This window comes from Burkholderia sp. R-40 (genome assembly GCF_049942845.1).
GTDB classification, from domain to species: domain Bacteria; phylum Pseudomonadota; class Gammaproteobacteria; order Burkholderiales; family Burkholderiaceae; genus Burkholderia; species Burkholderia ambifaria.
Window position 1 is genome coordinate 1594992 of sequence record NZ_CP187968.1, and the last position, 26132, is coordinate 1621123.

At 66.0% G+C, this 26132-nt stretch carries 19 protein-coding genes; 9 read left to right on the top strand and 10 right to left on the bottom strand.

Features of this window, described 5'->3' with window-relative positions; genetic code table 11:
* Window positions 1–312 precede the first annotated feature (312 nt).
* A complete protein-coding gene (locus ACP26O_RS23565; RefSeq protein ID WP_011660082.1) occupies window positions 313–972 on the top strand; it encodes a response regulator in 660 nt (219 codons plus the stop codon).
* A gap of 81 nt (window positions 973–1053) precedes the next feature.
* Window positions 1054–4053, top strand: coding sequence for an ATP-binding protein (locus tag ACP26O_RS23570; RefSeq protein ID WP_175664454.1), 3000 nt, complete (start codon window positions 1054–1056; stop codon window positions 4051–4053).
* A gap of 334 nt (window positions 4054–4387) precedes the next feature.
* On the opposite strand, the gene ACP26O_RS23575 is transcribed toward ACP26O_RS23570, so the two are convergent.
* From ACP26O_RS23575 to ACP26O_RS23585, 3 genes are all read right to left on the bottom strand, one after another.
* On the bottom strand, window positions 4388–7846 hold the full coding sequence (locus ACP26O_RS23575; RefSeq protein WP_175664455.1) for a GLUG motif-containing protein: 3459 nt from the start codon (window positions 7844–7846) through the stop codon (window positions 4388–4390).
* Between the two features lie 234 nt (window positions 7847–8080).
* Window positions 8081–10672, bottom strand: a complete 2592-nt coding sequence (locus ACP26O_RS23580; RefSeq protein ID WP_175701260.1) for a GLUG motif-containing protein — start codon at window positions 10670–10672, stop codon at window positions 8081–8083.
* A gap of 183 nt (window positions 10673–10855) precedes the next feature.
* A complete protein-coding gene (locus ACP26O_RS23585) occupies window positions 10856–12538 on the bottom strand; it encodes a ShlB/FhaC/HecB family hemolysin secretion/activation protein (protein WP_244098997.1) in 1683 nt (560 codons plus the stop codon).
* Between the two features lie 198 nt (window positions 12539–12736).
* Between ACP26O_RS23585 and ACP26O_RS23590 the strand changes: the two genes are divergently transcribed.
* A complete protein-coding gene (locus ACP26O_RS23590) occupies window positions 12737–13240 on the top strand; it encodes a hypothetical protein (protein WP_175664456.1) in 504 nt (167 codons plus the stop codon).
* A 210-nt stretch (window positions 13241–13450) separates the two neighbouring features.
* Here the strand turns inward: ACP26O_RS23590 and ACP26O_RS23595 are convergent, their stop codons facing one another.
* Window positions 13451–14467: a 1-aminocyclopropane-1-carboxylate deaminase gene (locus tag ACP26O_RS23595; RefSeq protein WP_175664457.1), complete on the bottom strand. Its 1017-nt coding sequence runs from the start codon at window positions 14465–14467 to the stop codon at window positions 13451–13453.
* A gap of 191 nt (window positions 14468–14658) precedes the next feature.
* Between ACP26O_RS23595 and ACP26O_RS23600 the strand changes: the two genes are divergently transcribed.
* Both ACP26O_RS23600 and poxB read left to right on the top strand, forming a co-directional pair.
* Window positions 14659–15159 carry an Lrp/AsnC family transcriptional regulator gene (locus ACP26O_RS23600; protein WP_175664458.1) on the top strand — a complete coding sequence of 167 codons (501 nt, stop codon included), beginning with the start codon at window positions 14659–14661 and terminating at the stop codon, window positions 15157–15159.
* A gap of 265 nt (window positions 15160–15424) precedes the next feature.
* Entirely contained in the window at window positions 15425–17146 is a 1722-nt protein-coding gene (gene poxB, locus ACP26O_RS23605) for a ubiquinone-dependent pyruvate dehydrogenase (RefSeq protein WP_012365219.1), read from the top strand.
* A gap of 22 nt (window positions 17147–17168) precedes the next feature.
* Here the strand turns inward: poxB and ACP26O_RS23610 are convergent, their stop codons facing one another.
* A complete protein-coding gene (locus ACP26O_RS23610; protein WP_175664459.1) occupies window positions 17169–17411 on the bottom strand; it encodes a hypothetical protein in 243 nt (80 codons plus the stop codon).
* A gap of 201 nt (window positions 17412–17612) precedes the next feature.
* Between ACP26O_RS23610 and ACP26O_RS23615 the strand changes: the two genes are divergently transcribed.
* Entirely contained in the window at window positions 17613–18203 is a 591-nt protein-coding gene (locus ACP26O_RS23615; protein ID WP_012365221.1) for a class I SAM-dependent methyltransferase, read from the top strand.
* 57 nt (window positions 18204–18260) lie between these two features.
* Here ACP26O_RS23615 and ACP26O_RS23620 read toward each other — a convergent pair whose 3' ends face one another.
* Window positions 18261–19397 carry an acyltransferase family protein gene (locus ACP26O_RS23620; RefSeq protein WP_175664460.1) on the bottom strand — a complete coding sequence of 379 codons (1137 nt, stop codon included), beginning with the start codon at window positions 19395–19397 and terminating at the stop codon, window positions 18261–18263.
* Window positions 19398–19847: 450 nt separating this feature from the next.
* On the opposite strand from ACP26O_RS23620, the gene ACP26O_RS23625 reads away from it, so the two are divergent.
* Window positions 19848–20414, top strand: a complete 567-nt coding sequence (locus ACP26O_RS23625; RefSeq protein WP_126226448.1) for a hypothetical protein — start codon at window positions 19848–19850, stop codon at window positions 20412–20414.
* A gap of 30 nt (window positions 20415–20444) precedes the next feature.
* Here the strand turns inward: ACP26O_RS23625 and ACP26O_RS23630 are convergent, their stop codons facing one another.
* Complete coding sequence (locus ACP26O_RS23630) at window positions 20445–21320, bottom strand: LysR family transcriptional regulator (RefSeq protein ID WP_012365223.1); 876 nt, start codon at window positions 21318–21320, stop codon at window positions 20445–20447.
* A gap of 160 nt (window positions 21321–21480) precedes the next feature.
* Between ACP26O_RS23630 and ACP26O_RS23635 the strand changes: the two genes are divergently transcribed.
* On the top strand, window positions 21481–22809 hold the full coding sequence (locus ACP26O_RS23635; RefSeq protein ID WP_165752392.1) for a DUF3422 family protein: 1329 nt from the start codon (window positions 21481–21483) through the stop codon (window positions 22807–22809).
* 30 nt (window positions 22810–22839) lie between these two features.
* Entirely contained in the window at window positions 22840–23040 is a 201-nt protein-coding gene (locus ACP26O_RS23640; RefSeq protein ID WP_175664461.1) for a hypothetical protein, read from the top strand.
* A gap of 99 nt (window positions 23041–23139) precedes the next feature.
* Here the strand turns inward: ACP26O_RS23640 and ACP26O_RS23645 are convergent, their stop codons facing one another.
* Genes ACP26O_RS23645 through ACP26O_RS23655 form a run of 3 tightly spaced genes read right to left on the bottom strand, consistent with a single transcriptional unit; the run spans window position 23140 to window position 26120 of the window.
* Complete coding sequence (locus ACP26O_RS23645; RefSeq protein ID WP_175664462.1) at window positions 23140–25152, bottom strand: phospholipase effector Tle1 domain-containing protein; 2013 nt, start codon at window positions 25150–25152, stop codon at window positions 23140–23142.
* A 15-nt stretch (window positions 25153–25167) separates the two neighbouring features.
* Window positions 25168–25623: a DUF3304 domain-containing protein gene (locus tag ACP26O_RS23650; RefSeq protein WP_012365227.1), complete on the bottom strand. Its 456-nt coding sequence runs from the start codon at window positions 25621–25623 to the stop codon at window positions 25168–25170.
* 17 nt (window positions 25624–25640) lie between these two features.
* Window positions 25641–26120 (bottom strand): DUF3304 domain-containing protein, encoded by a 480-nt coding sequence (locus tag ACP26O_RS23655; protein WP_175664499.1) that lies wholly within the window; start codon window positions 26118–26120, stop codon window positions 25641–25643.
* Between the last annotated feature and the right edge of the window lie 12 nt (window positions 26121–26132).

Below are 26132 nucleotides of genomic sequence, written 5' to 3' on the forward strand. Positions count from 1 at the left end.
ATGGGGAAGGCCGTCGATCGGATGTGCGTGGGCGGCGAATCGGCGCACGTGCCGCCGCCGTTGCGATGCCGTGTCCGGGCCAAGCGTACGGCGCGCCGGCGGTTGTCGAAGCCCGGCGGGCGCGGTCCGGCGCAAGCGGCCGCACGTCGATTTCCCGCGGCGACGCGGAACCCGTCTATTATCTTAAAATTACGCTGCGCACCGCCCGATTCGCAGAACATCGCAACGCGACCGTGTCGCGAGATGGATTCGAATCCCGGCGCGTCGCACAACATCGCACGTCGGGCCGCGTGTATCGGGAGAAGAATATAGATGGATGAATTTTTTGTGCGAGTGATGGTGGCGGACGATCATCCTTCGTCCGCACTCGGGATGTCGCAGGCACTCGCGGGTAGCAGCACGATCAAGCTGCTCGGCACCGTGTCGAATTCGACCGACCTGGTGGCGATGCTCGACGTACAGCAGAGCGACGTGCTCGTCGTCGATTATGTGATGCCGGGCGGCAAGTATGGCGACGGTCTCGCGTTGTTGTCGTTTCTGCAGCGTCGCTATCCCGCGCTTCATCTCGTGACGATCACGATGATCGACAATCCGAGCGTGCTGCATGCGATTCAGCGGCAGGGCGTCGGGTGCATCCTCAGCAAGTCCGACGCGATCTCGCATCTGGTCGGTGCGGTTCACGCGGCTTATGTCGGTGCGAATTATCTGTCGCCGTTCGTCAAGCAATTGCTGGAGGGCACCGAGACGTCGCCGGGCACGCGCACGCTGACGGCCCGCGAAATCGAGGTCGTGCGACTTTACGGCGCCGGCCTGACGGTTGGCGAGATCGCCGTCCAGCTTCACCGGAGCAAGCAGACGATCAGCTCGCAGAAGTCGAGCGCGATGAAGAAGCTCGGCATCGTCCGCGACGCGGACCTGATCCGCTATGCGAGCGAGGGCCAGCTGCCCGAAATGCCCGGGACCGATGCGTAGACGGGTAACCGGCGGGCGGTACCGAGTGACCCGGCCGGCGCATGACGCCGTGCCGGCGCCGAGTCGACTTCGACGATCCGTATGCCCACCAAACTGAAAGCGCTGATTGCGAACGCCACCGCCACCGCGGGCCGCAAGCCGTTCGAGCCGGGGCGCGTGCGCCGCCAGCAGCAATGGCTGCTGTATGCAAGCGGCGCGGCGATCACGGTGTTCGTGCTGGTGTGCACGGCACTTGTCGCGCGACTCGACCTGCAGGAATCGCTTGCGCAGTACCGGTCGGGGTTCCTGATCCGCAAGGCCGAACTGCTCGCAGAGATGGAGGTGGTCAGGGCACTCCAGGTTCGCTACGTCGAAAACCTCGAGGTGATCGCCGGCCATGGCCCGACCGTGCCGCCCGATAGGCTCGGGAAGCTTGTCGACGATCGCGGCCGGATTGTCGCCGTCGGCCACGCGGGGCGTGTGGCGTTTGCCACTTTCGCGGTCGCTGCGTCACCGCAACCGGAGAAGGCCTACGCGCCGTTGCTTCTCAAGTTGCTCGCGCAGGGCGAGATCACGGGCAACATGCCGCCGCAACAGGCCGGCGACCCGGGAATGGGGGCGTATATCGTCGATCCGGACGGCAATTTTGTCGTGGTGACGGGGTATCCGCTGGTCAAGCAGGTGCTGGCGCTGCCGGCCGGCTTCGACATCAAGGCATTGATTCGGCAATTGCAACCGCCGCCCGACTTCGTGTCGATGGCGTCGGCATCGGATGGCCGGGAGGTTCTGCTCGATCGGCGCGACGATCCGTTGACCGGACGCCCGACACTGCGGTTCGTGCAGGCGGTGCGCGACCCGCAGGGCAAGCCGATCGCATGGTTCGTCGCGGTCAGCCGGCCGGAGATCGACGATTTTCTGCGTTCTTCGTCCGCCGGCAAGGATTACGCGCTCGTCAGCCCGGCGGGACAGGTTCTGACCGGCCGCGAGGTCGCCCCCGCGCTGACGGCCCGTGCGCTCGACTATGCGCGCAAGGCGGGCAGAGAACGGGCGGCCGCCCATCGCGTCGGCACGAATATCGTCATCGGCGACCGGATGCCGGGGTTCCGCGAGGTGTTGACCGCGACCTTCTCGTGGCGCAGCCTGTTCGATGACATGGCCGGCCGCCTGGGGATCGCAATCGGTCTCGCGCTGCTGGCGATCGGAACGGTGTGGTTCGCGATCGTCATGTTCGACCGGCGCGCGCTGCGCCCGGCGAACCGTCGTGCAATCCGGCTGATCGAAAGCGAGGCGCTGAACCGCACGCTGATTCGCACGGCGCCGGCCGGGCTCATGCTGCTGTCGCTCGCCAACGGCGACACGATGGTGCGCAACGAGGCCGCGCAGGCCTACGGCGACACCGATGCGGCGGCGTCGCTCGGCAAACGCATCTGGCAGGCCTATCACCGCAGTATCTCGGGCGGCCGGGCGCCGCGCGTCGTCACGCACGAATTGTCGGTCAGCCTGCCCGGCGGCGGGACGACCTATCTCGCCGCGCATATCGTCCGTACGCGCTATCGCGGCGTCGATGTGTTGCTCTGCACGCTGACCGACATCACCGCGCGCAAGCAGATGGAAGACAAGCTGCGCGAGGCCCGGGAGGCGGCGGACGATGCGAACAAGGCGAAGTCGACGTTTCTCGCGACGATGAGCCACGAGATCCGCACGCCGCTGAACGCGATCGTCGGCAATCTGGAATTGATGGAGCGCGCGCCGTTGCCGGCCGAGGAGCAGCGACGCCTGCAGACGGTGATGTCGTCGTCGGATGCGTTGCTGCGCGTGATCAACGACGTGCTCGATCTGTCGAAGGTCGAATCGAACCAGATGGTGCTGGAGGCCGTGTCGTTCGATTTGCGTGCGGTTCTGCGCGACGTCGCGGCGATTTTCCATCCGCTTGCCGCGGCCCGGCATCTCGCGCTCGAATGCAGGATCGACCCGCAACTGGCCGATGGCTATGTCGGCGACCCGACTCGCCTGCGTCAGATCGTGTCGAATCTCGTCAGCAACGCAATCAAATTTACCGAGCGCGGCAGCGTGACAATCGAGGCGCGACCGACGGGCACCGTCGGCCAAGCGCGTGGCGTCGAGGTGGTGGTACGCGACACCGGTATCGGCATCGCGCCGGAGAGCCTGCCGACGTTGTTCGACGTGTATGTCCAGACCGATGCGTCGATCTACCGGCGCTTCGGCGGCACGGGGCTCGGACTGCCGTTGTGCCGGCGCCTCGCGCGGCTCATGCATGGCGACCTGGCGGTCGAAGCCCGGCCGGGCCAGGGCGCGACGTTCATCGTGTCGCTGCCGCTGGCCGCCGCCCCGTCCGGATGGCGCGTCGCGTTCGACGAGACGGAATCCACCGCGTCGTCGTTGCCGGCATACGCGGACGACGAGACTCCGCTGCGCGTGCTCGTCGCGGAGGATCATCCGGCGAGCCGCGCGCTGCTGCGCGATCAGCTCGATGCGCTGCATTGCGACGCCATGCTCGTCGCGAACGGTGTCGAAGCGATGCGCGCGTTCTTCGCGCATCCGTTCGACGTGGTGCTCACCGATCTCGGCATGCCGGAACTCGACGGCTTCGCGCTCGCGAACTTCCTGCGCGAGCAGGGGGCGAAGGTGCCGGTGATCGCGATGACCGCGCATGCGACCGAGGAGGATCGGCGGCGCTGCGCGCAGACGGGCGTCGCGGAGGTCGTGCTCAAGCCGCTGTCGATCGATGCGCTCGACGCGGTGCTGAGGCGGCATGCGCTGCGGGGCGAGCGGGGCGGATCATCCACGGATCACGGCAAGCAGTTGGTGATCACCGAGGAGATCCGGCAGAAGCTGCGCGCGTCGACGCTGCATTCGCTGGCGGTGATCGGCGATGCGTTGCAGCGTGACGACGCCGATTCGATCAAGATCGAACTCCATTCGATGCGCGGCGGCTTCGCGATCGCCGGCGACATCGACGCGCGCGACGCGTGTGCGGATGTGGAAACGGCCGTGAATGCGGGCGGGGTGGATGCAGTGAAGGCCGGCTGGCCGGATTTCCAGGGCGCCATCGCGCGCGCGCTGGATCGGCTGCGTCACTGATGCCGCGCAGGCCGGCGCTTGAAGCGCGGCATCCCGACATCCCCGTCGGAACCATTCGACTGAATACTGTGCGGTGGCGCGCTGCCTGACGATTCCGGGTCGATTATCGACACCTGTCCGGGTGGGCGATATTGGACACGGCGGGGCAGAAGCCGGGACACAGCGATTCGTGATCGATGCGACGAGCAGGCGTGGCGAGGCACGCATGTCGGGCAGACGGGTCGTACGCCGTTGCCCGACACTGTGCAATCGGATGGTTTTCCGAACGACGAAGGAGCCGCGGAAGCCGGCATGATTCAGTTGCGCATCATGCGACTTCCGCGGTCTTCGTCGATCAGTTGATCGGCTTGCGGCCCGAACCGACGAGCGGCATCGACGGATCGCGCTGGGACGCGGTGTTGCCGATCAGCGTGCCCGCGTTGAAGCCTACCAGTGCACCGTAGTTCTGGCCGGCGTTCGCCGCGACCACGATCCGGCTGCCGGTCGACGATTGGCCGATGTAGCCAAAGCTGCTTCCGGCGAGCCCGCCGAGCGTCGCCGAGACGCCGCCCGACACCGTGCCGCTCGACGACGCGCGCAGGATGGTGCCGTAGTGCTTGCCGGCGAAGCCGCCCACGTGGCTGAAATCGCCGCCATGAACGTTGCCGGTGGCACTGGAGTCGGTGACGGTGCCGGCCAGTTGGCCGACCAGCCCGCCAACCGCGCTGTCTGCGCCCGCTTCGACGTTACCGGCGGCCTTCGATTGCGTCACCTGTCCGGCGTTCATCCCGATCAGTCCGCCCGCAGACGACGACCGGCCGGCTCGCACCTTGCCCGTTGCGGAGGACGCGGCGATCGTGCCCGTGTTGTGGCCGACCAGCCCACCGGCCTCGCCGTTGTTCCCCGTCGTCACGTCGCCCGATGCCTGGGATTGCCGGATCGTGCCGCGGTTGTCGCCCGCGAGGCCGCCCACGAGGCCGTTGTCGCCGGCCAGAACCGTGCCGGATGCACGCGACGCGTTGATGGTGCCGCCGTCGTTCGTGCCCACGAGCCCGCCGGCCGAGCTGCGGTTGGCCGCGTGCACGTTGCCGGTTGCGCGCGACGCGTCGATCTTGCCCCGGTTGACGCCGGCGAGCCCGCCGACGATGCTGTCGTCGTTCGCGTTGACGCTGCCTTCGGCCGATGCCGTATCGAGGTTGCCACTGTTCCAGCCGACCAGACCGCCGGCCCACGAGCGGCGGCCGGTCGTCACGTTGCCGTGCGCCTGTGCCGAATGGATCTGCGCCGTGTTGATGCCGGCGAGGCCGCCGGCTTTGCTGTCGTCGCCTGCGTTGACGTTGCCCGTCGCGGTTGCCGTATCGAGCATGCCGGTGTTGTTTCCGACGAAGCCGCCGGCACTGCTCGAACGGCCCGCCGAGACGTTGCCGTGCGCCTGCGACGCGCCGATCGTGCTGCTGTTCGAGCCGGCGAAGCCGCCGACCCGTGCGCGATCGCCTGCCACCACATCGCCGTCGGCGCTCGACGCGTCGATTTCGCCGAAGTTGTAGCCGGCGAATCCGCCCGCGACGCCATCGTTCCCGACCGTGACCTTGCCGCTTGCCTGGGCGTTGCGAACGGCGCCGAAGTTGAGCGCGACGAGGCCGCCCGCGCCGGCGTTGTTGCGCGCCGTGACGGACGAACGGGACGACGAGTTGGAAATGACGCCGTTGCCTTCGTTGATGCCGACCAGGCCGCCCGCCATCCCGGAGTCACCCGTCGCGATCACGTTTCCGGCGCTGGACGAGGCGTCGATCAGGCCGTCGTTGTCGCCGACGAGACCGCCTGCCGTGCCGGTGCCGTCGATGGTGACGCGCATGTTCGCATGGCCGTCGCGGATCGTCGCGACCTTGCCGTTCTGCCCGACGTTTTCGCCGACGAGGCCGCCCAGCGACGCCGTATTGTTATCGCCATAGACCTGCCCGGACGCGCTGACGTGCTCGAGCGTGCCGCCGCGATTCGCGCCGACGAGGCCGCCTGCGGCCGAGAGGTTGTAGGCATGAACGGACACGTCGTGTGCGGCGACGTTCGTGACGGTGCCGGTGTTGTAGCCCGCCAGCGCGCCGACGGTGCCACCCGTTCCGCCCGCCGTTGCCGTGATGTCGCGGAGCGCCAGATTGGCGATCTGCCCCGTGTTGGCGGCGAACAGGCCGACGTTCGCCGTGCCGTTGTAGATCGACAGCCGCTGGATCGTGTTGCCGAACCCGTCGAACACGCCGGAGAACGCGTTGTCGCCGCCGATGCTGCGGAATTTCGCGTTGGCGCCGTCGACTGCATTGCCGAGCACGTAGCGGCCCTTCAGGTTCGTGTCGACGTTGCGCAGGTCGGCGAGCGTATGCAGCACCTTGTAGTCCTCGCCGTTCGAGCGATACGACGCGTCCTCGCCCGACAGCGTCACGACGGCCTTGTCGTTCGAGAGCGTATGGCCATCGCGCGCATTCAGTTCCAGATGTGCGTGGCGACCGGTGAGGCTGACCGCGTCGTCGATCCGGATCTGCTTCGCGGCGTTCACCTGCAGGCGCGCAGCGTTCCCGGATGCGGACACGTTGTTGTGCAGGTTCACGTCGCCCGTGGCCGACGTCAGCGTGAGCGCGTTGTCGCTGTTCCACGCGACCGGGCCGCCGACCGTCAGGTCGTGCCGCGTATTCGTCAGTGCGACGTTGGTCGTGCCGAGGTTGCGCGACAGCGTGTCGGCCGCGATCGACTGGTCGGCGCCGTTCACGCCTGCGTTGGCGGCTTCGATCGCCCACGTGCCTGCGCCGTTGCCTGCACGCGTATCGACTTGCGCGTCGCCCGCGACGTTCACGCGTTCGCCGCGGGTCGTGACCGAGCCGGCCGGCGCGCCGGATTCGGCCGTGCTCGCGTCGAGCTTGCCGCCGACCTGCACGGTGCCGCCGTCGAGCGTGATCTTGCCGCCGCGCGCGTTCAGGCCGCGTGCCTCGATCGTGCCGGTGTTGTTGACCACCGAGTCGAGCAGATTGCCCGCCGCGCGCGCGGTCATCAGTACCTGGCCGCCGTCGGCCTTCAGCAGGCCGCCGTTGCTGGCCTGTGCGTCGACCGCGCCGCCGTCGACCTGCACGTTGAGCAGGCCGTTGCCGTCGAAGTTGACCGTGAAGGCGTTGCCGGCGCCGAGCGCGACGCTGCCCATTTTGGCCTGGATGACGCCGTTGTTGGCCACGCGCGCACCGAGCAGCGCGATGCTGCCGCCGTCGGCGGCGGTGAGCGTGCCGTGGTTGACCACGGCCTGCTTCGACGCGCCGGAGAAGCGGTAGTTGCCGGCGAGGAAGTCGGCGTCGGAGAGGTTCTGGGTCGATGCGACGAGGCCGCCGACGTTGACCTGGGCGCCGGCGCCGAACATCACGCCGTTGGGGTTGACGAGGAAGACGCGGCCGTTGGCGGAGATCTGGCCGTCGATCTGGCTGCCGTTGCCGCCGATCACGCGGTTCAGCGCGAGGGACTTGTCGGTGGGCTGGTGGAACGAGACGCGCTCGCCGTTGGCGACGCTGAAGTCCTGCCAGTTGGTGATGAGCTTGTCGGAGTGCTGGTTGATGTTCATCGTGCGACCGTCGTCGGTGCGCACGATGTCGGCCTTGCCGGAGGTGATGGCTTCGCCGGAAGGCAGCGCGAAGGCGGGCAGGGCGACGAGGCCGAGCAGCGAGGCGGTGGCGGCGGCGAGACGCTTGCCGCTACCGGTCTTGCCGCGACGTCGCGCGGTTTCCCCGACCGCGGTCCAGCATTGCTGCGTCTGGTTCCATACCAGTGCATAGGTCTTGTTCATCGTTCTCGTTTCCTTAACGTTGGGTGGGTGAAACGATTTGGCATTTTTCGAATAGAGGATCGAAGTCGATCGCTCGACGAGGGCCGGCGCGCCCCGGATGTCGAAACAATTGGTTTAGGGGTACGACGGGTTTTCTCCAGTGCGCTGCGACAAGAAGAACGGCCGGCAGATCGAGGGGGCGGCACGGATTCGCGATGAACCGCGAACCCATGCCGCTGACTGCGGGTCGGGGCGTTACTTCACGGGGCCCATGATCTTCTTGCCGTCGATCGTGCCGTTCGGGCTATTGGTGCCAATCGTCATGACGTTGGCAGCCGGGCCGGAGGTCGAGCTCGATTCGATGCTGCCGTCGTTAAACCAGACGAGACCGCCGACGAACGGCAAATTACCGGTGAAGGTCGCCGTCGACGTCGAATGACGGATCGCGCCATAGTTGGCGGCCACGAGGCCGCCGACAGCCGATTGGGTGCCGGCGATCGTTGCCGACGACGACGCGTACTCGATGCGCCCCTTGGCTTCGTTGACGCCGACGAGGCCGCCAATCATCGAGAGAGGCGTCGTGTAGTTGCCGCTCGCCGACAGTTTGCCGCTTGCCGTCGCGTGTTCGATCGTGCCGAAGTTGCGTCCGACGAGGCCGCCGATACTGCTCCCCGGGCCCCCCGAAGCCGTGACGTTGGCCGACACGTTGTACAGCGTGCCGTAGTTGCTGCCGACGAGGCCGCCGACGTTCATGTAGCCGCCGCCGGCCACCCGGCCCCGGCTGGACGAGTTCTCGATGGTCGCGCTGTTCTTGCCGACGAGCCCGCCGATGCTTTGCGCATTGGCTGCGGGATAGCTGGCATGCGCGAGCGAGATGTCGACGTTGGCGTGACTGTTCGTGATGGTCGATTTGCCCGTGTTCTCGCCGACGAGGCCGCCGATGCTGAGCGTGTCCGGCCGCCCGGACACCCGGCCGTCGAAGCGGAGGTTGTCGAGCGTGCCGTCGCGGTTGAGGCCGACGAGGCCGCCTACCATGCCGTACTCGCCGGCGTTGTTGGCGACGGTCATGTTCTTCGCATCGACGTTCCGGATCAGGCCGCCGATGTTGATGCCGACGAGGCCGCCGAGCATGGGGCTGTAGGCGCCCGCGGTCGTGCTCGCGGTGATGGCATCGAGCTTCAGGTTCTCGATCGATCCGATGTTCATCGCGAACAGACCAACCGCCATATTGCCGGGGTTCGTGACGTTCAGGCGGCTGAGCGTGTTGCCGAGACCGTCGAACGCACCGGTGAAGTAGCGATTGCCGCCGATGCTGCGGAAGTTTGCGTTGGCGCCGTCGATCGCATTGCCGAGCACGTAGCGGCCCTTCAGGTTCGTGTCGACGTTGCGCAGGTCGTCGAGCGTGTGCAGCACCTTGTAGTCCTGGCCGTTCGAGCTGTACGACGCGTTCTGGCCGGACAGCGTCACGACGGCCTTGTCGTTGGAGAGCGAGTGACCATTGCGCGAATTCAGTTCGAGATGCGCGTGGCGACCGGTCAGCTTGATGGCATCCTTCACGTCGATGCGATTCGCGGCGTTGACCGACAGGCTGGCGTTGTCGCCGGTTGCGGCAATGGCCTGCTGGAGATCGACGCTGCCGTTCTTCGACGTCAGCGTGAGCGCGTTGTCGCTGTTCCACGCGACCGGGCCGCCGACCGTCAGGTCGTGCCGCGTATTCGTCAGTGCGACGTTGGTCGTGCCGAGGTTGCGCGACAGCGTGTCGGCCGCGATCGACTGGTCGGCGCCGTTCACGCCTGCGTTGGCGGCTTCGATCGCCCACGTGCCTGCGCCGTTGCCTGCACGCGTATCGACTTGCGCGTCGCCCGCGACGTTCACGCGTTCGCCGCGGGTCGTGACCGAGCCGGCCGGTGCGCCGGATTCGGCCGTGCTCGCGTCGAGCTTGCCGCCGACCTGCACGGTGCCGCCGTCGAGCGTGATCTTGCCGCCGCGCGCGTTCAGGCCGCGTGCCTCGATCGTGCCGGTGTTGTTGACCACCGAGTCGAGCAGATTGCCCGCCGCGCGCGCGGTCATCAGTACCTGGCTGCCGTCGGCCTTCAGCAGGCCGCCGTTGCTGGCCTGTGCGTCGACCGCGCCGCCGTCGACCTGCACGTTGAGCAGGCCGTTGCCGTCGAAGTTGACCGTGAATGCGTTGCCGGCGCCGAGTGCGACGCTGCCCATTTTGGCCTGGATCACGCCGTTGTTGGTCACGCGCGCGCCGAGCAGCGCGATGCTGCCGCCGTCGGCGGCGGTGAGCGTGCCGTGGTTGACCACGGCCTGCTTCGACGCGCCGGAGAAGCGGTAGTTGCCGGCGAGGAAGTCGGCGTCGGAGAGGTTCTGGGTCGATGCGACGAGGCCGCCGACGTTGACCTGGGCGCCGGCGCCGAACATCACGCCGTTGGGGTTGACGAGGAAGACGCGGCCGTTGGCGGAGATCTGGCCGTCGATCTGGCTGCCGTTGCCGCCGATCACGCGGTTCAGCGCGAGGGACTTGTCGGTGGGCTGGTGGAACGAGACGCGCTCGCCGTTGGCGACGCTGAAGTCCTGCCAGTTGGTGATGAGCTTGTCGGAGTGCTGGTTGATGTTCATCGTGCGACCGTCGTCGGTGCGCACGATGTCGGCCTTGCCGGAGGTGATGGCTTCGCCGGAAGGCAGCGCGAAGGCGGGCAGGGCGACGAGGCCGAGCAGCGAGGCGGTGGCGGCGGCGAGACGCTTGCCGCTACCGGTCTTGCCGCGACGTCGCGCGGTTTCCCCGACCGCGGTCCAGCATTGCTGCGTCTGGTTCCATACCAGTGCATAGGTCTTGTTCATCGTTCTTGTTTCCTCATGGTTGAATCGATTCGGTATGTGTGTGGATATGATCTGCATACCTGATGAATCGATGGAGGCGGTCGTAAATGATCGCCCGTTCGGAGTGAGGCCGGCCCGGTTGAGGCCGCCCGACACTACTATCCGGCGGAGTGAGGCTCGTCGCCGGACAGCTCTTGCGGCCGCTCAGAAATACTGCGCGGCCTGTAACCAGACGCTGGGCCCTCGCGTGACCGTGGGTACGTCGTCGGCCGTACCGAGCGGCCACGCTGCCGTCAGGCTGACCTGATGCTTCGCGGCATACCAGGTCAGTCCGACACCCGTGGCGGAAAGCTGCAGCGTGTTGAGCTCGTTGCTGCGCCATGGCTGCTTGTTGATCTGCATCCGTCCGGTGTCGACGAACGTACTCAGTTGCCAGCCCGGCGCGGCGAGGTAGCGAAGCTCGGCCGTGGCCTGCCAGCCCTGGTCTCCGCTGCCCGCGCTGAGGGCATAGGCGCGCACGCCGTAGGGGCCGCCGAGGGTGAATTTCTCCGATGCGTCGAGATTGCGCGATGCGAGCTGTGCGCTGAACTGTGTATAGAACTGGAACCGGGCGCCGAGCGCTTGCAGGCGCAGCGCATTCAGGCTCAGCTTCGTGAAGCTGCCGTGCGTCTTCGCGAAGGTATTCATTTCAAGCGGATCGTTGCCGCGCATGCGGCCGACGCCCAACGTGGCCGAGAACGAATTGCGGCCGCCGCCGAATGCGTCGTCTTCGTTGTAGCCGCTGACGGAGAACGACCACAGGCCCACGTTCTTGTCGCCGACGAATTCGAATACGCCGTAGTCGTCGTGGAGGTTCTTGTTTTCGTAGAGCACTTGCGCGGTGACGTTCGCGCGGCGAGTGCGCACCAGCGGCTGCGTCACGAACGCGCTCTGGACGCTCGCGCGACCGTGATAGCCGAACGGCCGGAACGTGCCGTTGAGCCGATAGGCCATTTCGGAATAGCCGACGCCGACCCGTGTCGACGCCGGGCCGACCGGGAGCTGGTAAGCCGCGCGGTAGTAACGCTGGTTCGTATTGCTGGTCAGCCCGCGCAACGTGAGTTGATCGCCGAGTGTCAGCGGCGAATTAACGGTGAGACTGCCGGTTGCGCGATAGTGGCCCGTGAGCGGATCGCCGAAATTGTCGAGTTCCACCGAGCCGGTGGCGAATCGGCCGCGTTCCGCATCGATCACGAGATCGGTCGTGCCGGGCTGAGCGCCGGCGCGCAGCGTGCCTCGCGCATCGACGCCGGGCAGCTCGTCGAGCAGCATCAGGCTGCGCTCGAGATCGGCTCCGCGCACGACGGCGCCCGGCTGCAATGCCCCGAGCGGCTGGCCCAGCACGCCGTCGAGCACGCGCGAGCGGTTATGCAGTTCGATGTGCCCGTAGCGGCCTTCGGAGATGGCGATGCGCACGACGCCGTTTTCGATGTCCTGGTGCGGCAGGTACGCGCGCGCCAGGACGTAGCCGTGTTCGCGGTAATAGGTGGTGATGCGGCCGGCTGCCTGCTGTAGCTCGGCGAAGCTCAGGTCGCGGCCGACGAGATCGTCGAGCAGCGTGCGCAGGCGTGCGGTGTCGATCGCCCGGTTGCCTTCGATGTCGAACGCGTGGACCGACACGCGCGGGCCTGCTTCGGACGCGGCTGGGGCCGGCTCGTCGCGCCGGGCCGGAATCGCAAGATCGGGCGCGGCCGGAGCCGGCAATGCCGGGCGAACCGTTTCGACGTCGCGCAACGACTGGCCCGCGCCCGGCAATTGCGCATGCGCCACGCCGTGCAGCGAAAGGGCGGCGCCGGTCGCGCATGCCGCCCGGATCGCCGAACGGGTGAGCGGGCCGGCGCGCCGCACGGTCGGGCCGCGAAGCGATGGCGAGCGGACAGCGTGCGATGCGTGTGCCTGTGTGGGTTCGTCACGGACGCCGCGTAAGGCGATGACAGAGCTGACTGAGCGGATTTTCCACCTCGGATGCGTTGGCCTGCGAGCCGGTGCGTGGATATCCGCCCCGATCGATTGATATGCCGGGGATGCTACGGATCGGTGCCGCCCGTGAATATTGAACAAGTACGAGCGAAGTACGAAGATTCGTCGGTTTTGTCGGATTTTTTGAATTTTGATGCGATTCGCTACCGGGTGACGACGCCGAGGATCAGGACGGGACCGATACGCAGCATCCGCGCGGGCGCAGTTGGTTCAGTGTTCGATGCGCCGGCCCGTATCTCGAATACGGCGGCGAGGGCGGCGTGCCACGCCCTGTCCTGCACGCTGGTGCTGGTTGATGCGGGTAAGTGTGCCGACGGAAATCGGCATGCCATACGGCAGGCCCGATGCAGTGGTCATGACATCGCGCAGGTTGACGGTGGCAATGCGGCCGGCGCTTTGCAGGAACGGGCCGGCGCCGTCTGGCCGGGATCGAAGATGATCGGGCGGCCGATCGTGTCGCCGGGCACGCGGCGGTCGCCTGGATCACACGGAATGCCCATTCCAGTCCGCTTCGCTGCATCCGTTGGATGTGGAGCCGCTATCTGTCGACCAACAGCAGGTTCCTGGTGATGCTGGCGAGCGCGTATGTGTCCCGGTTGATTCGGCGAAAGGGAGCGTTCGACACACGGTAGATCCGTTTTGGCCGCATGCGTGCTGGTCGTATCTGCTTGCCAGACAGGTCAGCAGGAGGATTGCGCCACTATCGATCGAACTTCGGAGGTTCAGGTGCCTGCTTTGCAGGACAGCCATGAGTTCATGGAGCAACCCCGCCCGATCGCCTCAACCCTCCCGAAAAATCCCGCTATACGCGCTCAACGCCGGCACGCCGCCGAGATGCGCATACAGCACCTTCGACCCGGGCTCGAATTCCCCGCGCCGCACCTTGTCGATCATCCCGTGCATCGACTTCCCCTCGTAGACGGGATCGGTCAGCATCCCCTCGAGCCGTGCACACAAGCGAATCGCCTCCAGCGTGCCATCGTTCGGCAATCCGTATTCCGGGCCGGCATAGCGCGTGTCGAGCACCACGTCCGCTTCGGTGATCGGCCTGCCGAGATCGACGAGTTCGGCGGTGTGCCGCGCGATGCGCTTGATCTGCTCGTGCGTGCGCTCGGGCGTGGCCGATGCGTCGATGCCAATTACCCGATCCGCGCGCCCGTCGGCCGCGAAGCCGACGACCATTCCCGCCTGCGTGCTGCCCGTCACCGAGCAGACCACGACATAGTCGAACTTGAACCCGAGCTGTGCTTCCTGCTCGCGCACTTCTTCCGCGAAGCCGACGAACCCGAGACCGCCGAGCGGATGCTCGGAACACCCGGCCGGAATCGGATACGGCTTGCCGCCCGCCTGCCGCACGCTCTCCATCGCTTCTTCCCAGCTGCGGCGAATGCCGATGTCGAAGCCGTCGGACACGAGCCGCACGTCCGCGCCCATCATGCGCGACAACTGGATGTTGCCGACCCGGTCGTACACCGGATCGTCGTAGTTGACCCAGTGCTCCTGCACGAGCACGCATTTCATCCCGAGATGCGCGGCGACGGCGGCGACCTGGCGGGTCTGGTTCGACTGCACGCCGCCGATCGACACGAGCGTATCCGCGCCCTGTGCGAGCGCATCCGGGACGAGGTATTCGAGCTTGCGTGTCTTGTTGCCGCCGAACGCGAGGCCGCTGTTGCAGTCCTCGCGCTTCGCATACAGCTCGACCTTGCCGCCGAGATGCGCGCTCAGGCGCTTGAGCGGCTGGATCGGCGTCGGGCCGAACGTGAGCGGATAACGGGGAAAGCGTTGCAGGTTCATCGACAAGCTCCGGATAGCGGTGGGCGGAAGATCGGACCGTTCGGGCGCGGCTGGCGCGCCATGTTCCGATGGAAAAATGATAGGCAGGACCGCGAGAAATGAGCTTGCGAAATAAATGGCACAGACCTACGTTATCGATTGAACGAAGGTGAAACGAATAATTTTGATTCGTGAAATCAACAGGAGACGCAATGAAATTAGATCGAAGCAGCGCATCGCCGGCCGATGCCGCGCCGGCGCTCGATCGCATCGACCGAGCGATCCTCAGGCAGTTGCAGCAGGACGCGTCGATCTCGAACGTGAGCCTCGCCGCGAAGGTGAAGCTGAGCGCACCGGCGTGCCTGCGGCGGGTCGAGCGGCTGAAGGAAATGGGGCTGATCCGCGGCATCGTCGCGCTGCTCGATCCGAAGCCGCTCGGTGCCGGGATGCTGGTCGTGATCGGCTTCGTGCTCGATCGTTCGACGCCGGAGGCGTTCGCCGCATTCGAGAAGGCCGCGCAGAAAGTGTCGGGGTGCGTCGAATGCCACGTGGTGACCGGCGAATTCGACTATTTCATGCTGGTGCGCACGCGAGACAACGACAGCTTCAACCGGCTGCACGCCGAACAGCTGCTGTACCTGCCCGGCGTGCGGCAGGTGCGCTCGTTCATGGTGCTCAAGGAGATTCTGTCGACGCATGCGCTGCCGTTGTAGGCCCGACGGCGCGACTCGCACTCGCCGTCCCGACGAGCCGCCGACGGCCGGGGCCGGGCGCGGATCGACCTTCCGGCGCGACTCGCGACGCAACGATGACGCCTGCCCCACATCGCCAAAAACGGCCGAACGGCAGCGCTTCCGGGCACGATTGCGTCATCACGACGTTGCTTCGAACGATCGCGTATGCTCGTTCCGTCAGCGGCGATGGCGGCTGCCGTAGCCGGATCAATCGTGTAACGACCGAACGACGAGCGAGGGCATGATGGCAAGACAGACGATGGCGGAATACCTGGCGAAGACGCTGGCGGCAGCGGGCGTCGAGCGCATCTGGGGCGTGACGGGCGACAGCCTGAACGGGTTGTCGTTCAGCCTGAGCCAGATGGGCTCGATCCGCTGGATGCATACGCGTCACGAGGAAAGCGCCGCGTTCGCGGCCGGCGCGGATGCGGCATCGACCGGCCGGCTCGCGGTGTGCGCGGGCAGTTGCGGCCCCGGCAACCTGCACCTGATCAACGGCTTGTACGACTGCCACCGCAATCACCAGCCGGTGCTCGCGATCGCCGCGCACATTCCGTCGACCGAGATCGGTCTCGGCTACTTCCAGGAAACCCATCCGCAGGAACTGTTCCGCGAATGCAGCCATTTCGCGGAACTCGTGACCAACGCGTCCCAGTTCCCGCGCGTGCTCGCCCGCGCGATGCGCACGGCGATCGAGGAACGCGGCGTCGCGGTGATCGTGCTGCCGGGCGACATCGCGCTCGGCGACGGCCCCGAAGAAGCGCCCGCGTGGAGCGAATCGGCGCCGCCGTCGATCCTGCCGGCCGACGCCGATCTCGACCGGCTCGCGGCGCTGCTCAATGCATCGGACGCGGTCACGCTGCTGTGCGGCAGCGGCACGCAGGGCGCGCACGACGAAGTGGTCGCGCTGGCCGACACGCTCGGCGCGCCGGTCGTGCATGCGCTGCGCGGCAAGCAGTTCGTCGAATGGGACAACCCGTTCGACGTCGGGATGACGGGGCTGATCGGCTTCAGCTCGGGCTATCACGCGATGGAATCGTGCGACACGCTGCTGATGCTCGGCACGGATTTCCCGTACCGCCCGTTCTATCCGGCCAACGCGAAGATCGTGCAGATCGACTGGAAGGGCTCGCAGCTCGGCCATCGCGCGCCGCTCGCGCTCGGGCTCGTCGGCACCGTGAAGGAAACGATCGCGGCGCTGCTGCCGCGCCTCACGCGCAAGACGCAGCGGCGCTTCCTCGAGAATGCGCTGAAGCACTACGCGGCCGCGCGAAAGGGGCTCGACGATCTCGCGGTGGCGGAGCCGCCGGGCCGCGCGATCCATCCGCAATACCTGACGAAGATCGTCGACGAAGTCGCGGCCGACGACGCGATCTTCACGGCCGACGTCGGCACGCCCACATTGTGGGCCGCGCGCTACCTGACGATGAACGGCAAGCGCCAGCTGCACGGCTCGTTCAATCACGGCTCGATGGCCAACGCGATGCCGCAGGCGCTCGGCGCGCAGGGCGCGCATCCGGGGCGGCAGGTCGTGTCGCTGTCGGGCGACGGCGGGCTGTCGATGCTGCTCGGCGATCTGCTGAGCGCGCGGCAACTCAACCTGCCGATCAAGATCGTCGTCTACAACAACAGCCTGCTCGGCTTCGTGTCGATGGAACTGAAGGCGGCCGGCTATCTCGACACGAACGTCGACCTGAGCCCGACCGACTTCGCGGCGATCGCGAAGGGCGCGGGGATCTTCAGTGTGCGCGTCGAGCATTCGGAGAACGTCGAGCACGCGCTGCGCACCGCGTTCGCGCACGACGGGCCGGCGGTCGTCGACGTCGTCACGTCGAAGTACGAACTCGCGATGCCGCCGAAGATCGAGATCGCGCATGCGAAGGGGTTCAGCCTGTTCATGCTGCGCGCGATCCTGAGCGGGCGCGGCGACGAGATCGTCGAGCTGGCGCGGACCAACCTGCGGTGAGGTGGCGGGGCGGCGCGAACCGTCAGTCGGTCAACGTGTCGCCCCCTGCAGCCGTCCATTCGCGCACGGCCTGCACGAACAGTCGCAGTGCGGCCGGCGGATGGTGGATCCGACCCGATGACCGGTTGCGGGCGATCGCGGCGTCGTTCGTCGCGTTGTCGAGATCGGCGACGGCGGCCCGCACGCGCAGCAGCACGTCGGCGAGCGCTACCCCGCGCAGCTTCAGCAGCGCGTCGACCGCTGAGTGGGTGTTCGGCGGCGGCATACCCGCCTCGATGGCGCAATCAGGCACAATCTTCATGTCGCCTTAAGTTTGCGTTTCCTAGAATCCTTTGATCGCCGCTTCGCCGCGGCGGATCGATTTGTCGAGGAGGATGCACGTGAAAATGCCCGGTGTCGTCGTACCCCTGTTCCCAACCCTCATCGGCACCTCGAAGCTGAACGCGCAACCGCGCAAGGTGGGCCGATGATCTGGCCGAACGCGTTGCGCGTCTCGGCATTGTTCGTACGCGAGTGGGTCGGCCGCCCGGCCGCGGTGGGCGCGTTGTGCCCGAGTTCCCGGCATCTGGCGCGCGAGATGGCCGATGTGGTGCCGGATGGCGACGGGCTCGTCGTCGAGCTCGGCGGCGGCACCGGCGCGATCACCGCCGCGCTGCTCGAGCGCGGCGTCGCGCCGCGGCGCCTCGTCGTCGTGGAGCGGTCGCCGGCGTTCGTGCAGCACCTGCGGCGGCGCTTTCCCGGTATCTCGATCGTGTCGGGCGACGCTCGACAGCTCGAGCGGCTGCTGCCGAGCGACGCGCGGGTCGACGCGATCGTGTCGTGCCTGCCGCTGCGTACGCTGCCGCGCCAGGATGTGACGGCGATCGTCAGTCAGTGCCAACGCGTGCTGGCGGTCGACGGGGTGATGATCCAGTTCACCTACGACCTGCGCTCGCCCGACCGTCATCCGCTCGGCGATCCGGCATTTGTTGCCGACGCCAGCCGGATCGTGTGGGCAAATATTCCGCCCGCGCGCATCGTGACGATGCGTCGCGCCGCCATCGGAGAGGTGGCGTGATGCCGGTGTGATACCGCGCTTCCTTTCATCGACCCTGCAAGTGCTTCCGGATGCGGCTCATGCCGCAGCGTCCGGCATGCGTGCCGCAGGTCGCGACGCGGCCTGCCGAATGAAGCGGTCGAGCGGCGTTGCGTAGCCGCGCGCGATGACCGCGCTCAATGCAGCCGACAACACCAGATAGGCGACGAGCAACACGAGCTTTTCGTCGCCGTGCATGGCGGACGGCGGCCACACCGTGCGCAGCGCGCCGAGCGCGATCAGGTGGAACAGGTACAGCTCGTAGCTGAGCCGGCCGCTCCAGCGCAGCGGCGCGAGCACGCGGGGCTGCGCGCGCTCGCCGTGAGCATGCGCGCCGATCAGCAGCACGGCGGTGCCGAGCGCCATCGCGGATACGCCGAGCACATGGCTTTGCGCAATCGGCCATGCGAGATAAAGCACGGTCATGGCGATCGCCGTCAGCCATTGCACCGGCGCGGCCGCGAGCCGCCGCCAGCCTGCGCGCCCGGCCAGCAACGCGGTGCAGCAGCCGATCGCGATGCCGTCGAAGCACGCGAAATACGCATACAGAAACCCGCCTTCGTCGTCCGCATGCGTGAAGCGGTACACGGGACCGATCGCGGCGATCGCCAGCCAGAATACGAACAGGCGCGCGTCGCGGCGCAGCGCGATGCACAGCAGCGGAAACGACAGGTAGAACACCTCTTCGACCGACAGCGACCACAGCACGCCGAGCGCATAGTTGACCCATCCGTATGCGCCGATCAGCACGTTCATCCAGAACGTCAGCGAAGCGAGATTCACGAGCCAGAACGACACGGCGATACCCTGCGGCGCATGGTTCGCGAAGATCGGCACGCCGGCCGCCGCCAGCGCGTTGACGAGCGCGAGCAGCAGGAGCAGGCAGGGGACGATGCGCGCGATCCGCGAGATATAGAACGCGCGCACGTCCACCGCGCCCAGACTGCCCCAGCGGCGGCGTGCATTCGACGTGATCAGGTAGCCGGAGATCACGAAGAACATCGTCACGCCGTAGTTGCCGTTGCGGACCACCGCATGCACGGCATCCCAGCCGAACATGTGCGCGATGGACGTGTCGCGCAGCGAATACGGAATGTTGAAGTGATGCAGCAGGACGAGCAGGATCGACACGCCGCGCAGCATGTCGATCCGCGCATTGCGCGGGCCGGCGCTCATCGCGGCTGCAGGGCGTGCGCCTGCGGGAGCGCGTTGCCTGAACCGGGGCCAGTGTCGGGTCGTGCGTCGAGCAGCGTGAGGTGCCGGTGTTTCAAGCGAGACTCCATCGGATCGGGGCGGGGCTGAATTCGCCGGATGCAAGCGGGGTCCGGCATCGCGGACGCCGAACATCGAGGCGGCACACAGTGTATCGGCGCAGCGTGGGCGGTGGTCCTGTCAGCGTTGACGGGCACCGGCAGCGCAGCCCGCATGCCGTTTTTTGCACCGCAACCCCGTTTTTTTGCACGGTATTGATGCGGTGCCTTCTAAACTGGGTTCGTCAGGCCGGGAACACCGATTGCTTGCAGTCGATTCGTCGCCGTTTTATCGGCCGCCGGGCTCCGCCGGCCGGTCGCAGCGGACGTTTGTGCGCCGCGTCGAATGCGGCGCTGCCTTCGCCAAGGAGGATCCATGTACCTCACGGAAGAAGTACACACCGCGCGTCCCGCTAGCCGTCGCGTGCGCGTGGTGACACTGCCGTCGGGCAGACAGCTCGCCCGGCAGTTGCTGGTGACGGTTCGCGCGGCGGACGTGCTGCTGCGCCAGGCGATCCGGTTGCCGGATCGCCATCAATGGTCGGTCGACATCGAACGTGTCGACGCGGCCGGCGGCCCGCTGGCCGCGTGGGATTCGCACGTGACGTTTCGCGTCGCGAAGGTATTCGAGCCCGGCGTCGATGCGAACACGCGCGCCGGCGATCCCGAGCAGGTCGCGGTCGAGATCCGGCTGTTTTTGCCCGAGCAGGCGTATATGGGCGAGCAGCGCGTCGGCATCTTCGGTCGACGCCACGGCAACCGGTTCGGCGCGACGCTGTCGGTGACGGCCGGGTCGCAGTGGGGCGGCCGCCGCAACGAATGCGTTCCGCCGGCCACGCGGCACGTGCACGGCGACACGCTCGAGGCGCTCGTCGACACCGTGGCAGGCATCGTCAACGCCGCGTTGCTCGCAGCCGGCCATCCGCAGCCGGGCGGTTCGTGACGGCGCTGCCGGCGCCCGCCCGCTCACACTTCAGGCATCGCCGGCCTGACCGGTTTGCCGCTGCAGGTCTTCCATCAACTGATCCGCGAGAAAGTCGCATGGCGGACGCTTCGATTTCGTGCTGCGCGCGAGGATCAGCTCGAGCGGCGGCAGGTCGGGCAACCCGTGCGAGCGGCCGAGCATCGACAGTTGCGCGGGAATCGCGCAGCGCGCGAGCGGCGCGACCGCAAGGCCTGCCTCGACCATGCTGAGCAACCCGAGCAGGCTCGGGCTTTCATAGGAAGTGCGGAACGGCAGCTTCGCGCGTTCGAGGCTGCGGATCGCGTTCTCGCGCGCGACGCTGCCCGGCATGAACACCGCGATCGGCAGCGGCCGTTCTTCCCAAACGCGCGGCCCGTTCGTCATCGCGGCCCACGCCATCGGCTCGTGGCGGATGAAGTCGCCGGACAGCCCCTTGATGCGCGTGCCGCATACGAGATCGACGGTGCCCTCCTTCAGGAGCGGCGCGAGCGCGCTGCTCGGCAGCCCGATCACCTGGATCTCGACCTTCGGATAGGTCGCCGAGAACTTCTTCAGCACCGACGGCAGCAGCGACGACGCATAGTCGTCCGGCACGCCGATCACCACCTTACCGGTCACTTCCGGCCGCACCACGGCCGCCCACGCCTCGTCGCGCAGCGCCAGCATTCGTCTGGCGAATCCCAGCAGGACCTCGCCTTCGCGCGTCAGCACGATGCTGCGCGGCTTGCGCACGAACAGCGGCCGGCCGATCGCGTCCTCGAGGCTCTTGATCTGCATGCTCACGGCCGACTGCGAGCGGTTCACCGCTTCGGCCGCGCGGGTCATGTTGCCCGTTTCCGCGACGGCGACGACGGTGGCCAGCACGTCGTGATCGAGCATCTTCATCGGTATCAGGAAAACTGAACGTAACGATCAGCATTATGCGTTTTTATTGTCGCTATGTGTCTGCCATAGTGGAATCGAGCCCGCCGTATCGTTCGATGTGGTCGGGCAATCAAGCCGGCGTGCCGGCATGCGGCGTTGAACAGGGAAGAGTGGTGTACCGATGATGGATCATCCGTTGCGCGCCGCACTGGCCGCCGAATTGCATGCCCGGCCATTCCTGCGGCTCGCCGAGGCCGTGTCGCTCACGCATTACGCGATCTATACCGACGGCCAGCCCGACATCCACGAAACGCTGCTGCACGCGCTGTGCCGCGACACCGGCATCGCCGTGCCGCAAGACGGCGCGACCCACTACGCGGTGCAGTCGCCGTGCGGCTGGCATCTGAAGTGGGAGCGCCACACCGAATTCTCGACCTTCACGTTCGTCGCGCCGCGTCGCGACACCGGCTATTTCGACGATCTCGCGATCGACGGGATTCCGGCCGCCTGGTTCGCGCGGCTCGCGGGCATCCGCTTTGTCGCGGTGCGCATGGAGTTGCTGTCGGGCGACGCCGCGCGGCTCGTGTGCGGCGACCTGCGCCGCTGGATCGACGGGCCCGCGCTCGTCGGCAGCAACGTGCTCGGCGGCGGCAAGGTGTTCTGCGACTGGCATGTGCGCGACGACGGCTTCATGCGCTTTCTCGTCGTCGACGAGGATTTCCGCGAGGAGCAGGGCGGGCGGCTGCTGCAGCGTCTGTATGAAATCGAGACGTACCGGATGATGGCGCTGCTCGCGTTGCCGGTCGCGCGGCGGATGAGCCGCGAACTCGACGAGATTCACGCGGCGCTGCATGCGCTGATGCAGCGGATGGACGCGAGCGGCGCCGAAGGCGACGACGCTGCCCTGCTCGTGAAGCTCACGCATCTGGCGGTGCGGGTCGAAGCGCTGTCGGGGTCCGGAGGCCGCTTCAGCGCGTCGCGCGCATACGAAAAGCTCGTGCTGGCGCGCATCCACGAATTGCGCGAGGAGCGCATCGAAGGGATGCCGACGATCGCGGAATTCATGGAGCGGCGCTTCGCGCCGGCGATGGAAACCTGCCGCAGCGTGTGGGCGCGCCATGAGCAGATCGCCGCGCGGATTGCGCGAGCGGTCGACCTGCTGCGCACGCGCGTGAATCTTGCGCAGGAAAAGGACGTGACGCGGCTGCTGGTCGGTATGGAGCGGACCGCACGCAATCAGCTTCATCTGCAGCACGCCGTCGAAGGGCTGTCGGTGGCAGCCATTTCGTACTACGTGTTGTCGCTTGCGACCGCGGCGTTCAAGGCGCTGCACGTGATGAACCTGCCGGTCGATCCCGAACTGGCGGAAGGCCTGCTGATCGCGCCGGTCGTGTTCGCGGTGATTCACATCACGCGACGCACGCGCGCGCAGCTCGCGCGGTCGGAGGCCGCGCATGATGGTGCATCCGTGCCGACGGTGCATGCGGCGGCGTTGAAGCAGGCGAATTAGAACATCAATGACATATCAAAAGGAGTGGAGATGACTTTTACGCAAACGCAAGCTCAGTTTTTCACTGGCCTCGATGCATTCGACGAGCCGATGTGGGACGAATCCGGCGCGCCGGAAGAAGTGCACGTGACGTCGTATCAGGCCGTGCTGCAGGAGCCGATGACGTCGCTCGTCGGCAGCACGATGGATCGGCCGGATGTCGCGGCGGTGGCGATTCTTGGGTATAACTGACGCGGGATTGAATGTGGGCGCCACCCGGTCGCGTGCGCGCCGGGTGGTTTCGCATTGCCTGCCGGCGTGGCAGGGGATGGTATTGCTTCGGGCAGCTGCTCAGTCGCCGGAGAGATCGCCGATCGAAGCGCCGTGCGGAATCTGGCCCGATGTGACCTGCCTGACGTATTCGTCCTGCGTATCCTTGATGTTCTTCGACACATTGGCGAGGACTTTCTTGACGTAGTCCTTTGCCGCGTCGGTCTTGCGCGCGACCCAGCCTTTCTCCTCGATTTCGCGAAGCTGCATGAATACGCCGTCGCCGAGCGACACATTGTTGAGCCGGGTAATCGTGTTGTGCACGAAGTTGTCGAAGAACGCGATCACTTCTGGTGACAGCTTCGGCGGATGTACCCATGCGGTAGCCAATGCGCGCACCGTCTTGTCCGAAATGTCGTCGACCGTACGGCGCTCGCCGAAGGTGAGCTGCGGAACCTTGGAGGTAGGATCCTGGCTCTTGTAGTACCAGTCACGGCCTTCGTAGTTCGGCAACCCACCACCGTGCGGGAAGACGGCGTTGTAGACGTTGGCGTCCACGGTGTTGATGAACAGGTTGTTGCCGGTACTTTCGTGCGCAGTGCGATCGTGGACATGACGTGCCCATGACACGAACAATTTCTGGTGTTCGAGGAAGTGCGTTTCGAGTGGGCCGTTCGATTTCGGCAGCATGGCGGTATACGCGCCGAACAGGTCGTTGACGTTGAGATCCTTGCCGTTGACATTGACGGTCTTCCGATAGTCGAATTCGCGTGCGGCTATTGGCGAGACCGTCCGCAACTTCGCAAGCGGCAGCATCGGTACGCCGGCCGACCACGCGCGGTCCAGCATGTTGCGGGCGGATACGCGCGCGAGTTCGGCCGATTTCTGATCCTCTCCTTCAACGAATCCGCCGCCGACATCCGACTGACTGCCGGGATAGACGATTTCCTGAAGATTGGCGTGATCCGCCGATTTTCGGGGCGAATCCAGATTCTTGTAAAAGCGCAGCTCGGTCGCGGCGACGTGGTGGACGATCGACTTGAATTCCTTCTGGATATCGAATTGACCGAGCGATTGCTTGGACAGTGCGACGAAAAGGCTCAATCCCTTGATGCTGAGGCTGGCGACTTTCCCCTCTCCGGGAACGACACCCAGCACCGGCGCGACGACTTTGGCGAAAATCGAATCCGCGTATGAAGTCGATACGCAGTCGAAGAGTCCCATGAAATCGAACTGGACTTCGATTCCGTCGTAAGTGATTTTCCCGTCCTTCTTCTTGCAGGCCTTTTCGATCAGTTCGTTCGCGAACTTCCGGGCAATGACGCCGCCACGGTCATAGCCGAACAGTGACACACGGATGCGCTTGATTTCGCGATTGTCGGCTGCCCGTGCATGATCGACGTTGCCCTTGAAATCGGCGATCGCCTTGTTGACGCGTGCATCGAAACCCGTGCCCATGTAGCCGGCCGCGAATTCGCTGTCGCGGACGACCGGGACGGAGTCTGCCGCGATCGTCACGGCGGCCGGCAGCAGATCGGCGCCGACTTTCTTAGGCGTCAGCGATTTCCTGATCTGGCCTCGCGCGGTCTCGCCCGCATGGTCCAGTCCGTCCAGGATCGACGACTTGCCTCGCGTCAGCAGGCCTTTGTCCGCAGCGGTGTCGCGAAATCGCTGGCCAATGTCGGCGGCGATCTTCTTGCCCGGCTCCTTGATCACCTTGCTGTCGGCTTCCTTGAGGAGTGCGTTGCTGGAGTCGGTCACGATCTTCTTGGCCGTACCGACGGTTTTCACCGACAGGTCGCGACCCATGCCCTCGTAATACATCTTGTAGATGCCGAACTCGTCGCTGCTGTCCGCATGCGCGTTGAAGAGGCGCGCGATATTCGACAGTCGATCGGTGTCAGTCATTCCTTGCGCGAAACCGTCGAAGAAGAAGCTTTGATAGATCTCCTGATTGCAGCGGAAGCACGGACTCGGCGGATCGGCCGGCAATTGAGCACTGACGCTCGCGGCGCGTGCGATGCGAGACGCTGCGGCGCCGGATTCGGATTGGTTTTGCGTGGCACCTTGCGCGGCTGCGGTTCCATTCGGCATGATTTCCTCGCTCGACTAGTTGTTGGCGCGCATGCGCGGCATCGTCGGATACTTGACCCATTGGGCTTCAATCTTGCGGCCGGACAGAAAATGAAACTCGATATAGCCGTCACGCTTGTCCGGCAACTCCGGGACGGCGATGTCCGTCTCGTAGATTTCCGGCGACATGTTCTTTGCATCTTCCTCAGGCGTCAGATCGTATGTGACCTTGAGGTGCCAGGTCTTCTTGTTGCGCGGCACTTCCATGCAGCAGACCGTACCGCCGCCACCGCCGAACTGGCGGGCGTGCACGCTGCCGGCGCCGAAGCCGTCGACGACAAAGTTGTAGACGCCACGGTCGGTGTAGTTGAAACCCACCACGTGATAGGGGCCGTAGCTGGCGGTCTGTGCATGCACCCACCATGCGCCACCCAGCAGCACGACGGCGACGACGATCGGGTTGCGAATGAGGCGGCGAAGAAAATTCGGCATGTCGTTGTTCCTGTCGTTTAATTCGTCGCGAACGACGCATTGCTAGTTGTATTTGCGTTGCGTGGATCTGTCGGGGACTCGACCCATTTGGCTTCGATCTTGCGATCAGGCAGGAAATGGAATTCGATGTATCCCTGCGATTTGTTCGGCAAGGCTGGTACAGGAATGTCCGTTTCGTAAACGTCAGACGGCAAGTTGTTCTTGTACTGCTCCTGGGTCAACTCGTACTCGATCTTGACGTGCCAGATCTTTTTGCCCCGCGGGACTTCCATGCAGCATACGGACTTCCCGCCGCCGCCAGGTTTGTGGGCGGTAGAGCCGCCGGCCCCGAATCCGTCGATCGTGAAACTGTAGATGCTTCTGTCCGTATAGTTGTATCCGATGACGCGATACGGGCCGTAGTTCGCGGTTTGCGCATGCGCCCAACATGCCCCGCCAAGTAGCAGCACGGCGATCCCGATCGGGTTGTGAATGAGGCGGCGAAGAAGATCCTGCATATTGGTGTTCCA